This window comes from Arcobacter sp. 15-2, from assembly GCF_047159865.1.
Classification (GTDB): Bacteria; Campylobacterota; Campylobacteria; order Campylobacterales; family Arcobacteraceae; genus JAIOSF01.
In genome coordinates this window covers 1867132-1881649 of the sequence record NZ_AP038804.1, presented here as the reverse complement: position 1 = coordinate 1881649, position 14518 = coordinate 1867132, and the positions used below count along the sequence as shown (strand labels likewise).

The following is a 14518-nucleotide window of genomic DNA, read 5'->3' as shown; positions in this document are numbered from 1 at the left end:
TCTTTTAATTTAATGTGTTTACTATTATTGTTGCAAGTTCTATAGTTCCGTACTTAGTAGTCAATTTTTCAATTACTGTTTGATTTTGTTGGATAAATGTTTCTATAATAAATTTATCCAAAATAATTGGTGTACCTAGTGTCATCTGTTTATATTCATCTGAAAAATTATTGATGGAGAGTCCAACAATTATATTGATAATTTCATCAGGCAAGTTTTTTTGAAGTTTTTTTGTGTTTGGATATATCTTTTGACCTAAAAAAAACTCCAACATTTTATTTATTAGTTTTTCTTCAAGAGAGATAACAAAAATAATATTTTTTAAACCATTTAACTGTATAGTAGAATAATAATCTGTTATATTAATTTGTTTAATTGTTTCAGATTTTAAAATATCTATTTTTATATCTTTGATTAAAAATGATTCAGTTGTTTTAACAAACGACTGTGAAAGCAATTTTACATTTTTATTAATTGGGTCTTTATAAGGTATCGTAAAGAGAAAACTAAGACCTTTGAATGGGAAGTTTTCTATTGTAACTGTCCCATTTAGTTTTAAAAGCTCATACTTTACAGAAGCTAAGCCTACGCCTCTTCCTGAAAGTTCATCAATAATAGTAGTAGTTGAGAATTCATTTGAAAAAATGAATTGTAAAATTTCTTGATTAGATAATTTTACTACTTTTTCTGGTGTTGTTAGATTCAATTCTATAGCTTGTTTAATAACTGTATCGATATCAATTCCCTGTCCATCATCTGAAATTTTTAAAAAAATATGTTGTGCATCATAATCAAAAACACACTTTATTTGTCCCCGTGGATTTTTATTATATTCTATTCTTTTATAAGGTTCTTCTATTCCATGAACAATAGAATTCATAAACACATGAACTAACGATTTTGTAAACCTTTCAAGTTTATCACATACAAGTAACTCTTTTGAACCTACTATTTCTAAAGGATATAATTTTTTTTCTAGTTTTTGGAGTGAATTTGATATTACACTTTTGTGTATATTTAACATATTAAAAAAAGATTTATTTTTCATATGTTTGATAGATTCTAACACCTCTTCCAATTGTTCTATATTTGATTTTTTACAAATTGATTCAACTTCTGAAATAAGATTATTTACATGACTCAATTCAACTTTGACAGATGTAATCGGAGCTAAAAAGAGTTCACCAAAAGTATCTGTGATAAGTTTGATTTCATTATAAAATGACACTATCAACTCTTTTTGATTTAAGTTCTCAAATTGTCCATTTTTCAATAAAGTTTCTAAAGAATGAATTGATTCAATTGTATCACTCATATCTAATTGTGTAAATAATCCCTTGAAAGTATGTAAATTCATTAATAACTTATTTGTATCCATCTCTTCAAAATTATTTTGAATAAACTCTATAAAAGATTGAATCAGTTCAATCGATTCCTCTTTATTCGTTGCAATAGAGATAAACATTTTTTGCTTTTTTTGCTCATATTTCATCTTTTTTTCTAACTGAACTTGAAGCGTAATATCGCTAAATAGTAAAAGTAACTTATCATTTTCTAAGAGTTTGTAATGAATTGTAAATTCACCACTAGAATTAAAATGATGAGATGGCATCAAGCTTAGATATATCTCTTTTGTATCGTCGCATTCTGTGTTAAATATTTGTTTACATCCAAATATAAATGTTTCTTTTTTCTCTTTATCATTGTCAAACAATACTTCTGATATGTCTTTTTTTAAAAGTTCATTTTGATTGAGTATCTTTAAACAACTTTTAGAATAACTCCCTTCAACTTCTAAATTTTTATCAAAAATTAAAAAACCGTCTTCAATATTATCAATCATATTTCGAATCTGAGTATGTAAGTCTATAGCTTTTTTCTTATCTGTAATATCTTGTCGAACAGATGCATATCCTATAATCTTACCTTCATTATCTTTTTGTGCTGTTATAGTTGCCTTGACCCAATAAAAATCTTTATTCTTTTTTAAATTTTTAATCTCCCCTTTCCACATTTTTCCAGAAGATATTGTGTCCCATAACTCTTTGAAAAAAAAAGGATCCATATCAGGATGTCTTACTATATTTTGAGGAGATCCTAATAATTCAGATTTACTGTACCCTGAAATTTGTACATACGCATCGCTTACATATGTTATAATTCCCTTACAATCAGTAAGTGAAGCAATAACATTTTCCCCATAAAGAGCAAGTAAAAAATCAATATCAAAATTTGTATAACGATTCATCATTTTTCCTTTGCCTTTTCTATTTTAAATTTAGTATAACCATTTATCAAAATATTTTTATCTTTAACAGCTTCAAGATTTTTTTCCATTGTCCCTTGTGCTACAATATTTTTCAATGATAATAAATTTGACTCATTTTGCTCCTCTTCAAGTTCTGCATATTTATGAATCATCTGATCAAAAGCATGATTATACGCGTAACCATTTTTACCTTTTAGGTTTAAAATCTTTTTTACTAAAATCCAATTTGTAAAAATATTTTCAAATGATTTTTTCTGTTCACAACTAAGCAAAAGACTTAATACAACTCTTTTCCATTTAAAAAGTGCTAGATATGCTTGATGACTCACCCAAAGTTCTTCAATCCACCAATCTTGAAACTTCGGAAATCCTTTAAAATTGTTTAGATTTGACTCTTTTATATTTTCATGCACATTATGCAAAAGAGTTCTTAACTGTAAAATAATAATTGGAATACGATAGTTTAACAATTTTAATTCATGATTATTTTCATCAAATTCATTTTCCACCAATCCCAAAAACTCATTCTTTATCTCCAATAAATCATCATCTAAATTAGTATGAATATCTAAAAACAACTCTTTACTTTTGTTACCTATTTCAAAAATATCTTCATCTTCTAGTTGTAATTTTTCTGATATGTCCTCTATTATAAGAAGTGCATTATGTTTCTCTTTTTCTGTTCTTGTTTTATCTCGTCGTATTCGTTGAATCTGGTATTTAAAATAGTTTCGGAGTCTAATCTCTTCTTTTGTTTTTTCTTTTTCATTTACATCGTTTATATCTTCAAGTGATAACTTTTTTAATTTCTGAGTGTATTTATTGAGTAAAAAAGTATTTTTTTCAATACTTGATTCAGCAGAGGCTTGTGCCAAAAAAGAGATTTTCAATGTTCCCTCTTCAACCTCTTCTAATAGTTTTGAAGATTGTTCTATACGAGTATTCAGTGATTTTATTCTATGTTTTAACTGCTCAATTATAGTCATAATATCTCCTTGATAGAATAATTCTTACATAAAAAAGTGTCAAAAAGTGTCAAGTAAAGAGATACAGTATCCTTGTCCATAATAATTCATAATAATATTCTCTGGAAGTTTCTTGCGAAGTCTTTTTATGGCAGATTTAAGAGTATTTTCTGTAATTTCGTTTATATTATTTGTTGATGATAGTACGGAAATAAGATCATGAGCTGAAAATATTGTATTTTGATTGCATACTAAAATATCAAAAATAATAATTTCATTATAAGAGAGTTTTATCTCATCAAAATTACAAAAAAGTTTTTTTGTTTCTTTATCCCAATAATATTCTTCATCAATGATAATATGTGAAAGAATTTTTGAATGATTTTCAAATAGTTCGAAAAAAGTTGTAGTAATTGTATCCAATGAAAAAGGTTTTTGTATAAACTTATTAATATTCATATTAATAAATTCAATGAGATACTTGGATTCATCATGAGCAGATGTCACTATAATGATTTGTTTTGAATTGAGTGTTCGAATTTTTTTAGAAAGGGTTACTCCATCCATCAAAGGCATTTTAATATCTGTTATAACAAGATCGTAATATTTTCCTGAACAATTATAATACTCTTTATACAAAGAAAAGCCCTCTTTCCCATTGCTAGCTGTATCTATATGTTTAAAAAGATTGTTCAACATAATGTAGGTTTTTTCTCTTAAGATAAGATCATCTTCAATATATAGTACTGTGAAATCTTTTGTTAATAAACAAAGTTTTTTTAGTTGACTCATAAAAAATTCCTTAGTTTGGAAGTAAGATTGAAAAACAAATACCATCTTTTGTATTTGCAGCTGTAATAGTTCCATTATGATGTTCTTTGACTATTTTTAAACACATATATAACCCTAGTCCTGTTCCATTTTTTTCATATTTTGTGCTAAAATAAGGATCAAAAATTTTATCGATAATACCATGAGTAACTCCACCTCCATTATCACAAATACTCAAAGATACACCATCTTCTATATCAGTTGTAGAGATAATGATTTGTGATTTTTCTATCTCTTTAACTAAAAAATTTTCTCTTGAATTTTGTAAAATATTTAAGCATACTTGTATCAGTTCATTTTCAAATGCCGTGATTTTTTTGCTTGACTTATCGTCAAAGAGTATCTCAATATTACAAGTCTTAAAATAACTTTCTATCATAGCATACGCTTTTGTAACAATCAAAGATAAATCTGTTTGTTGCATTGATTTTATTGGTTTATAAAAGTTTCTAAAATCATCAATAGTTTCAGTTAAACTTGCAATACAACTCTCGGTATCTGATAAATGTTTTTCGACATAAGACAATAGTTTTTTATCATTTTTTTGCAAAACCATTTTCATTTGTAAATCGATAACTGAAGATGAAATAATAGCAAGGGGTTGTCTCCATTGATGTGCAATCATAGATATCATCTCCCCTAATTGTGCTAGTTTTGATTGTTTTACAAGTTGTTTTTCTTTTTCCTTATTTTTTTTTATCTCTTGATGCACAATATCTTCAAGATTACTATTAAAATTCTCTAGTTTTTTTTGTACGCTCACTCGTAAATCAATATCTCTCCACACCATACAAAATTTTTGTTTAGAAAAAAATGTTTTTTTGAGTTTTAAAATATCAATCTCTATCCATTTTTCATTCTGTTCTTTGTCTAAAAACACCCAATCAAATTTACATTTTCCTGTTTTTTCAACTATATCCATCATCTCTTGAGCTTTGTCACATGATAAAGAATTATCAGGTTGAAATGCTGGTGTTAAATTTAGAGGATGTACTGATAAAAATTCTTTTTTATTATCATAACCAAATAACTTTACTAATGTATCATTGCAATCAATAATTTTATTTTCACTAATTATTGAGATACCATCAGTAAAATCTTGATATAAGGATTTATAAAATTGTTGTTTGTATATCACAACCACACATAAACAAATTATTAAAGTAATGCATAATATTTCCATTGTTAATTATTTCATATCTCTTTATTTTATTTGTATTTATTTTTCAATACTAAGGTAACAAATATAGCAATAACACTTGCTGTTCCTAATAACACAAGTACTTTATATGTTCCTCCTATATCAACAGTAAAAGGAAGTGAAGTTGTATTCATTCCAAAAAAACCAACTATTAAATTCAATGGCAAAAAAATAGCAGAAAGAATAGTTAGTATATAAATAGTTTTATTCATTTGTTCATTATTTTGCATAACATAAAAATTGTGTAATGCATCTAACTTTTCTAAAAGAAGTCCCGAATTTCTGTACCCTCTTTGTAAATGTTCCTGAATATCTTCAAAGTTCCTCTCAAGATACTCTTTCTGTGATTGATAGTTTTCAATCAAATCTGATATCACTTCAACTGCTTTAAATAAAAGCCTATGTATTCGTACCAAATCATTTTTATATGAAAACCATTGTTGATTGAAATCTTTAATAGATTTTCCCTCATAAAAAACATCTTCAATAGCCTCAATCTCTTCAAATCGATTTGAAATAAGCTTTAGAGTTGTATCGATATACTTATCTAAAAATTTATAAAAACCTTGCATATCTTTCAAATCGGCAAATTTTGAAGTAGTTTTATCATAATAGTAATAACTGTTATCTTCGATAATAAAAGCTTTACTAAAGATTGTTACTTTATCATTTTCCAATTGTGGTAGTCTTAATATAAAAAGATTATAGTTCTCATGTTCAAAAAATACAGAAGGGTGTATACCATTTTTTATATCTTCTAAATGAAAAGTATTTATTTTTTCTCTTATCATCATATTGTCCTAAGATAATTTCTTTCCTAATGATACTATTTAAATGCTTCAATAGCCTCTTGTCTTGACTGTTTAATATTTACTATTAGAGGAGGATAATGTAAAAACATATCTGATTGAAGTGCATTTTCTTTATGAAATAGTTTTGGTTCAGATTCTTTTAATTCACTCAAAACTGACTTGATAAATAAACCTTCTTTATCAAATTTTGCACTTTGTGTATAAGGATTAAAAACTCGAAAATATGGAACACTATCAGCACCTGTGCTAGCTCCCCATTGCCATGAGCCTATATTTGAACTTGCCTCATAATCAAGTAGTTTTAATGCAAAATATTTTTCACCCCAACGCCAAGGCAAAAATAAATTTTTTGTTAAAAAAGAAGCTACTATCATACGAAGACGATTATGCATCATTCCTGTATTATTAAGATGTTGCATTGCTGCATCAATTATAGCAACACCTGTTTTCCCTTCACACCATGCTTTAAAATGCTCTTTATTTTCTTTCCAAACAATATCTTTTCCATTAAAATTTTCAAATTCTGATTGAGGAAAATGATATAAAATATAACTATAAAATTCTCTCCAAAAAAGTTCTCTTATAAAAAATTCACTATTTGGATATTTTTTAATTCTATTAAAAACTTGCTTGGGTGAAATAAGACCAAATCGTAAATATACAGCTAAATTTGAAGTACCATCCATATAAAAATAATCTCTTGCCTTGTGATAGTCTGATAGTTTTGGAATAAATACATCTAGTACTTCTTGTGCTGTTTGATAAAGAAATTGTGGTAGAGCTTGAGTTTGAAAACCAAGTGATTTAAGTGTAGGAATATTTGGAAACTTATAGTTCAAAAGTTTTATTTTTGTTCCTACTGTATACTCTTCTATCTTGTCACAATCCCACAATGGCATAAGATTTTTATAAAAGGGGGTAAATACTTTATATGGTGTATCTTCAGCTTTTAGTCCTTGTGATGGATGAATTAAAAAACTATCGTAGTAGCGTTGCATTGGTAAGATTGATTCTATCTCTTTATCTCTGTGAATAGCATAACTATCAAAATCACAGCTACATAAAACTTCATCAAAATCATTGTGCAAAGTACTAAATATCTCTTTTGGATATCCATAAAATATTGCCAAATCAAGACCTAAACTTTGCAAATCACTCTTTAACTTTAAAACAGCATCATAGATAAAAGTTACTCGTTTATCATCTTTTGGTAACTTATCTAAAATATTCTTATCAAAAATAAAAATAGGCAACACTTCACCATTTGCGTAGTGTAAAAGTGCACTATCTTCTACTCTTAAATCTCTTCTAAACCAAAGAATCTGTTTCATTATTTATAAGCTTTTACATCACTTCTGAGTGCCAACTCTTTAGGATATGGATTTAAAAATTTTTGTACCTTAAGATACTTATCATCAAATCTTTTTACATATAAATTCAGAAGTTTCACAACAGCAATAAGAGGAATAATTCCATCTTTATATTCTTGACAGGCTGTTAAAATATGCTCTTTTTCATCTGCATTAATCAGTTTTTTAAAATATCCAAAGATATGAAGTAAGACATTATATGTTTTATTTATATTTCCTTTTTGTGAAATAGCTCTTAAAAATGCTATTTTATACTCTTCTAAAACACTCTCTAGCTCTCTTTTATCATGATTAGCAACAATTGAACCTAAGTGTTTATATGACTCTTGCCCTTTTGCATAAACAAGATACTTATAACTTGTATGAAACTCTACTAAGTCTTTAAACGAAGGATTATTATCTAAAAACTTTTGCAAATCTGAAAAAGCAAATATCTGCATCAAAAAATTTTCTTTTAACCAAGGATCATTGAGTCTGCCATCTTCTTCTATTGGAAGTAATGGTTGTTTATCTATAACAGCTTTTGCAAATAATCCAACAGCTTTTTTTTCACACATATTACTGTTATTTTCATAAAGTTTTACACGCTCAATACCACAAGATGGTGACTTCGCTTTGAAAACAAAACCGCAAAGATTTTCTTCAAATGCTTCAAGTGCTAGTTGTTCAGAGATATCTTCTAACTCTTTTGTTACATCTTTATGTTCTTTATTTGAAATAACTCTAATTTCACCTTCAACATCAACTAATCGTATAGATTCTCTAGGTGTTCCAAATACCATAGCCTCAGGACAATAAGGCACTAACTCAAAATATTTTGCAAGTTCATTAACAACAAAACCATCTTTACTTCCTGCGCCATCATAACGACACTGTGTTCCTAAAAGACACGATGATACACCTATTTTCATACTCTACTCCATACTTTTGTAAATATTTTTTAAACACTCTAGAAAAAGAGGATGATGATTTGGAGCTTTTGCAACGCGATAGTCTTCAAACCCTAACTCTTCTGCCACTTCTCTATACTCAATATCTAACTCACCACTTGTTTCTGAATTATCAACAGTAAATGATGTAGGGTATATCAGTACTTTTTTATTTGTTTTTACAACTTCAGCCAACTTATCTTCTAAATAAGGTCGTAACCATTCCATAGGTCCTAATCTTGATTGATAAGCAACTTCAATACTTTTGAATTTTATACCTTGTGCTTCTAACTCTTTTTTAGCTGCTTCAACATTTGCTAAGATATGTTTTTGATACAAATCACCTTTATCAATAACTTTTTTAGGTAACCCATGCCCTGAAAATATCAAAGTAAAATCTTCACTATTTGCATTTGTTAACTCTTCTTTGATTCTCTCAACAATTACTTTATTGTAGATTGTATCATCATAATAAGCATCAATTGTTTTGAGTTTGTCTGCAACACCATACATTTTAGCAAATCGTTGTAAGTCTTCATACGATGATTTTGTTGTAGTACTTGAATAATGTGGATACATAGGAATAGCATATATTTCATCGTAGTGTTTTATTTTAGCAATCACATCATTTGCAAAAGGTGGAGTATATCTCATCACATGAAATACATCAGCATCTACATCTTTTGCAAGTCTTCTAATGAGTCTTTTTGTATGCCCTACAATTGGAGAAACGCCACCTAGTAAACTATAATTGTGTTGTGCTTCTTTGAGTCTTTTTTTACGAATTATCCAACCTATCATAGCTCGTATAGGTTGTGGTGCACCAATGATATACTTATCATTAAACATATTTTTTAAAAATACATCTACCTCATCTAAATTATTTGGTCCACCCATATTCATAAGAACGATAGCTTTTTTCATAAATGCTGCCCTTTTTTATTTTTATTATACTAAATTTAATTGATTTTTCATAGTCAAAATTTGTTTGTCTATCAAATTTGATATTTGAGTATATTTCATAGAATAACATTTTATCCTATGAAATAGTTAAGTTATCGAGAATATATGATTTTTTATGCTTTATTAGCTCTTAAATCATTACATTTATGTTTTTTAAGTTTATCAATTCCCTCAAAAACTTTTGTTGTATTTTCCTCAATTTTACTTGCAATAGTGTGTAAAGAAGAATCATTTCTATTTTTCGAATCAACATCAATAAACTCTTGAACACCATTATGTACAAGTTCATGTGCTTTTAGAAAATCATCCCAATCACCATTTTTTGTAAACTCTTCATTTGAATTCTTTTCAATCCATTTTCCCAAATCACATTCATGATGATTCTTTACTGTCCATTGTTTTGATTCACCAACATCTTTAAAGTTTGTTTCTTTAAATTTAATATGATCTAGTTTTAATTTAGTTGTATCAAAAACCATATTTATATCACAAACAGAATCACCTTTTGATTTATCAAAACTTGTTCTATGAACAATAGAAATCAACTCATTAGAAAGTTTACTTAATGCTGTTGCTTTGGTTGAAACAACCTCTGCTGCATTTGCATTTTCTTGTGTAGCTTTGTCAAGTTGATTTACAGCTGAATTAATCTGATCCATTCCAATTTTTTGTTCGTGTGTTGCTTCTGTTACACCTGTAACTATAGTTGTAACTTCAGATACTTTTTCATTTAAAAATTTAAAACTATCAAGCATCTTATCAGCAGTATTTTTACCCTCTTCTGTTTTCTCTCTTGCATAATTAACTAAATTTTTAATTTGATTTGCTGCTTCAGCACTTCTAGATGCTAAGTTTCGCACCTCTTGAGCAACTACAGCAAAACCTTTACCAGCTTCACCCGCAGTTGCAGCTTCTACAGCAGCATTTAAAGATAAAATATTTGTTTGAAATGCAATTTGATCAATGATTGTAATAGCTTGAACAATATCATCTGTTGCATTATCAATCTCAAGCATAGCTTCACCTGTCTGATGTGCAAGCTTATTATCATCTTCACTTGTTTTTTGTAATTCATTTGCAATTTGTAACATTTTGTTTGTTCTTGCATCTGTTTGATTTATAGTCGAAGTAATCTCTTCAATAGCAGCGGCTGTTTCTTCTAAAGATGCTGCTTGATGAGTAGATGATGATGAAAGTTGCTCACTTGTTGCAGCTAAAGAATCTGCATTGTTTGATAAACTTAATGCTGTATTATTAACCATACATAACACTTCAGAAACTGATACACCTAAAGCGTTTGTTCCTTTGATTAATGATCCCACATTGCCTGAACTTTTTGCATCTATAACATAATCATATTTTGCATTTCCAAATTGAATTAAAGCTTCAGTAATCATTGTCAAATTATTTTGTGTTACATTTAACATCTCATTTACATTTACTTTAAGCTGTTCCACCTCTTGAGAGGAAGCAACTTGTTTGATTTGATATGTATAGAAACCATCTTTTGCCTTATGAACAATAGAGATAGCTTCTTCAATAACTTTTGTATCTTGTTTGATACCCTCTTCAATTTTATCAAGATACTTATTGAAGTTACTAGCAACCTGTCCAATTTCATCATTTCTTTGTACAGCTACTCTATCACTAGTATTTGAGTTTTTACCTATACTGATAATTGCTTCATCTAGTTCTCTAAGAGGTTTGATAATAATTCTTCTTGAAAAAACAGCAATAATAATTGTTATAATAATTAATATTAAGACAATAAATCCTATTGCTGTATATATCAAATCTTGCGATTGTGCAACAAGCTCATCTACATGAATAATATCTTCACCAATAAGATAATAACCTATGCTTTTTCCACTGTAATCAACTACAGGAAGTAATGTTGTAAAAAAACCATCACTTATCATATATCTTTGATCAATTAATTCTTCAATATCAATTTTTTCTACATAATTTACAAAGTCTTTATCATATGTCTTTTGGTTTAAAATGTACTTGCTAATTTTTGTTAATTTTTCAAAAGCATCGCTATCAAGATTATTTCGAATATTTTCTTGATTTAATAACATCACGGCATAAGCATGATCATTTTTCTTCATTGTTTTGATAATTGAATTGTACCCTGCTTTAAACTCAACAGAACCTACATAATTTCCATCTAGATCAACAATAGGGGCAACACCCACCATACTTGTATTTAGTCGTCCTGTTTCAGAACCCACAACGGCTTTTTTATAAGTATGTACATCATTAATTGTTTTTCGTAAAGATAAAAGATTATCTCCATATTTTTCTTGTTTCCAAGATCGTAAAAATGAGTTTCCGTCTTTATCATGAATATGTATTTTTATGTTTTTAAAATTTGTATTTTCTTTAAAAACAGTTGATAGTCTTTTAACCGCATCAATAGCTGTAGTTCTATCATTATTTTTTAGTGCTTCTACAATTGTGTTATCGTTTGCAATTGATATTGCATTTGTGATACAGATTTCAGCCTTTGCATCTACCTTGCTAACAATTGTTCTTTTAAGTTGTTCAGCTGTATCATCGTAAACATGTTCTTTAATAATATTTAATCGTAATCCAAATAGGACCAAAGCCAAAACTAGTCCAATGATTGAACTACCAACAATTAAAGCAATTAACTTATTTCCAATTTTCCAATTATTCATATTACTTCCCTACTCTAGAATCTTAGTAGAGATTATATCAAGACTAAGATTAAAAAGCAATATTAAATATTATTTTGCTTATTTAGAAACAGTATAGAACATTTATTGCTTGTTTATAAGATAATCCTACTTGATTAGCCAACATTTCAATTCCCTCTTTAATAGTAAGGTTATGTGATAACACTTCTTCTTTATAGTATTTATTCCAAATATTCATAATTTCTGTTGTTTTCATTTTACATCCTTTTTTAATAGTGTAATTTTAGAACAATTTTAAATTTTATTCTTTACATAAACTGCTAATATTTTTGTCCATTTTTGCTCAATATTTAATCTGTTTGTGTTATAATCGTTTTTATGAAAAATGAAACACTAAATAGAAGAACAAAAATAGCAAATGATATACTCTATTATATCTACACACATATTGATACAGACATCAATATTGATGAACTTAGTATTGATTTAAATATCAGCAAATTCCACATGCATCGGATATTCAAAGATGCTTTTGGAAAAAATATTTATGAAAATATAAAAGATATTCGGCTTCAAAAAGCTTCAAATCTTCTTATAACCAATAAATACTCAACAATTTCCGATATTGCAAACCAATGTGGGTATAGTTCACAATCATCTTTTACTAGAGTATTTAAACAGCGTTTTCTAATGACCCCTAAAGAGTGGAAGAATGGAGGCTTTAAAGAGTTTTCTCAAAATATTATTGCACAATTTCCTAAAGCACTTCTTTCGACAGCAAATTTTGACAATATGGAACCAGAAATTGTCGAAATGCCTACTATGAGTAGTTACTACATAAGACATAGTGGTTATGATATAGGTATCAAAAAAACTTGGCAGAAACTTTATACTTGGGTTCTCAATAATAAAATAGAAAACTACAAGCAAATAGCACTCTATCATAATAATCCTACAATTACACCTCTTTATTCATGTCAATATATTGCTTGTATTGTTCCTCAAAGTACAGAAAAGATAACAAATGATAAATTACCACAATTTACAATTGCAAAAGGAACTTATGCAAAGTTTGACTTATCTGGTGAATATGGTGATGTTTTAAAATTTATACATTGGGTATATCATGAATGGTTACCACAAAGCGGGTACGAAACTACTACTAAACCTTCTTATGCAATGTATCATAAAAACCATTTTCTTTCTCAAGACGAGAATTTTAAACTTAGTTTTTATGTTTCAATTCAGTATTAACATTAAAAATTGTATTTTTTTCACATAATATATGAGATATTTTAACATATGATATGTAAGATTTTATTTTTTTTTAAGTATATAAGTGTATATTATTATCCAATTGAACAAACAATTGTAAAAGGATAATACAAATGAAAAGAATAGTTTTTAAAGTAGGAAGTTCTGTCTTAACAGAGATAACAGATATTGCTAAAGAAAGGATGTTAAACCTTGTTTCACTTATTACAGAAGCTCGAAAGAAATATGAAGTTATATTAGTTACATCTGGTGCTGTAGCTGCTGGATATACTGCCGTACAACTAAATCGAAATATCCCAACAAGTAAAAAAGTTCTAGCTTCAATTGGGCAACCAATACTTATGAGTAGTTATAAAAATAAATTTGACATTTTTAATGTAAATATATCTCAGATTCTTCTAACAGAAGAAGATTTTGATAGCAGAGTTCATACTCAAATATTTCAAGATATCATTGAACGCACATTAAAAAATGATATCTTACCTATAGTAAATGAAAATGACATCTCAACAACACCAGACCAGCTGTTTGGTGACAATGACCAATTGTCTGCACATGTGGCTCATTATACCGATGCAGATATTCTTATTATATTAAGTGATATTGATGGATATTATGATAAAAATCCTCATCAAAATAAAGATGCAAAAATTAGAAAAATTGTTAATAATATTACAGAAGAGGAATTAGGACAAACGGTTACACCAAACTCAGAATTTGCAACAGGTGGAATTGTTACAAAATTAAAAGCAGCAGAGTACATAATAGAAAATAAACGAGAGATGTTTTTATGTAGTGGATATGACTTAACAGCCGCACGAGAATTTTTGATTGATGGTGTTCACAATAAAGGAACTCTTTTTACATCAAAAAAAATAAGTAAAAAAGAAAAAATATAAATAATTAATAAAAGGAAATAAAATGACAAAACTAGAAAATATATCAATGATAAAAGAAGCAAATGTATACTTTGAGGGAAAAGTAGTAAGTAGAACAATTTTTTTAAGTGATGGTTCAAAACAAACATTAGGTGTAATGCAACCAGGTGAGTACACTTTTGATACAAAAGAAGCAGAAATTATGGAGATGATGAGTGGAGATTTAGAAATAAGACTTCCAGGAGAAACAGAATTTAAAAAACTTAATACTCCTGAAAGTTTTAATGTTCCTGCAAATTCAGAATTTGATTTAAAAATTAAAACTGTAACAGACTATTGTTGTAGTTATATCAAGGCATAAA

13 protein-coding genes are annotated in these 14518 nt (G+C 27.8%); 3 read left to right on the top strand and 10 right to left on the bottom strand.

The features are described from left to right. Positions 1–4 precede the first annotated feature (4 nt). The 10 genes from ACMCMH_RS09720 to ACMCMH_RS09675 all read right to left on the bottom strand — a co-directional run bounded on the left by ACMCMH_RS09720 (position 5) and on the right by ACMCMH_RS09675 (position 12259). On the bottom strand, positions 5–2248 hold the full coding sequence (locus tag ACMCMH_RS09720) for a PAS domain-containing protein (protein ID WP_412725030.1): 2244 nt from the start codon (positions 2246–2248) through the stop codon (positions 5–7). Further along, positions 2248–3255, bottom strand: coding sequence for a hypothetical protein (locus ACMCMH_RS09715; protein WP_412725028.1), 1008 nt, complete (start codon positions 3253–3255; stop codon positions 2248–2250). Before ACMCMH_RS09715 ends, ACMCMH_RS09720 begins: the two co-directional genes overlap by 1 nt. A gap of 39 nt (positions 3256–3294) precedes the next feature. After that, complete coding sequence (locus tag ACMCMH_RS09710; protein ID WP_412725026.1) at positions 3295–4026, bottom strand: response regulator transcription factor; 732 nt, start codon at positions 4024–4026, stop codon at positions 3295–3297. Positions 4027–4036: 10 nt separating this feature from the next. Next, positions 4037–5248 (bottom strand): ATP-binding protein, encoded by a 1212-nt coding sequence (locus ACMCMH_RS09705; RefSeq protein ID WP_412725024.1) that lies wholly within the window; start codon positions 5246–5248, stop codon positions 4037–4039. Between the two features lie 26 nt (positions 5249–5274). Beyond that, positions 5275–6057 (bottom strand): CorA family divalent cation transporter, encoded by a 783-nt coding sequence (locus tag ACMCMH_RS09700; protein WP_412725022.1) that lies wholly within the window; start codon positions 6055–6057, stop codon positions 5275–5277. Positions 6058–6092: 35 nt separating this feature from the next. Next, entirely contained in the window at positions 6093–7409 is a 1317-nt protein-coding gene (locus ACMCMH_RS09695; protein ID WP_412725020.1) for a cryptochrome/photolyase family protein, read from the bottom strand. Next, on the bottom strand, positions 7409–8359 hold the full coding sequence (locus ACMCMH_RS09690; protein ID WP_412725018.1) for a YbgA family protein: 951 nt from the start codon (positions 8357–8359) through the stop codon (positions 7409–7411). Before ACMCMH_RS09690 ends, ACMCMH_RS09695 begins: the two co-directional genes overlap by 1 nt. Positions 8360–8362: 3 nt before the next feature. After that, the gene (hemH, locus tag ACMCMH_RS09685; RefSeq protein ID WP_412725016.1) at positions 8363–9301 is read right to left on the bottom strand and encodes a ferrochelatase; all 939 of its coding nucleotides are present in this window, start codon (positions 9299–9301) and stop codon (positions 8363–8365) included. Positions 9302–9453: 152 nt separating this feature from the next. After that, positions 9454–12024 (bottom strand): methyl-accepting chemotaxis protein, encoded by a 2571-nt coding sequence (locus ACMCMH_RS09680; protein WP_412725014.1) that lies wholly within the window; start codon positions 12022–12024, stop codon positions 9454–9456. Positions 12025–12106: 82 nt separating this feature from the next. Further along, complete coding sequence (locus ACMCMH_RS09675) at positions 12107–12259, bottom strand: hypothetical protein (protein WP_412725012.1); 153 nt, start codon at positions 12257–12259, stop codon at positions 12107–12109. Positions 12260–12381: 122 nt separating this feature from the next. Here ACMCMH_RS09675 and ACMCMH_RS09670 point away from each other — a divergent pair, with 122 nt between their 5' ends. The 3 genes from ACMCMH_RS09670 to ACMCMH_RS09660 all read left to right on the top strand — a co-directional run bounded on the left by ACMCMH_RS09670 (position 12382) and on the right by ACMCMH_RS09660 (position 14517). Continuing rightward, positions 12382–13257: an AraC family transcriptional regulator gene (locus ACMCMH_RS09670; protein ID WP_412725010.1), complete on the top strand. Its 876-nt coding sequence runs from the start codon at positions 12382–12384 to the stop codon at positions 13255–13257. Positions 13258–13391: 134 nt separating this feature from the next. Continuing rightward, positions 13392–14177, top strand: coding sequence for a glutamate 5-kinase (gene proB, locus ACMCMH_RS09665; RefSeq protein WP_412725008.1), 786 nt, complete (start codon positions 13392–13394; stop codon positions 14175–14177). A gap of 22 nt (positions 14178–14199) precedes the next feature. Then, entirely contained in the window at positions 14200–14517 is a 318-nt protein-coding gene (locus ACMCMH_RS09660) for a pyrimidine/purine nucleoside phosphorylase (protein ID WP_412725006.1), read from the top strand. The last annotated feature ends 1 nt before the right edge of the window (position 14518 follow it).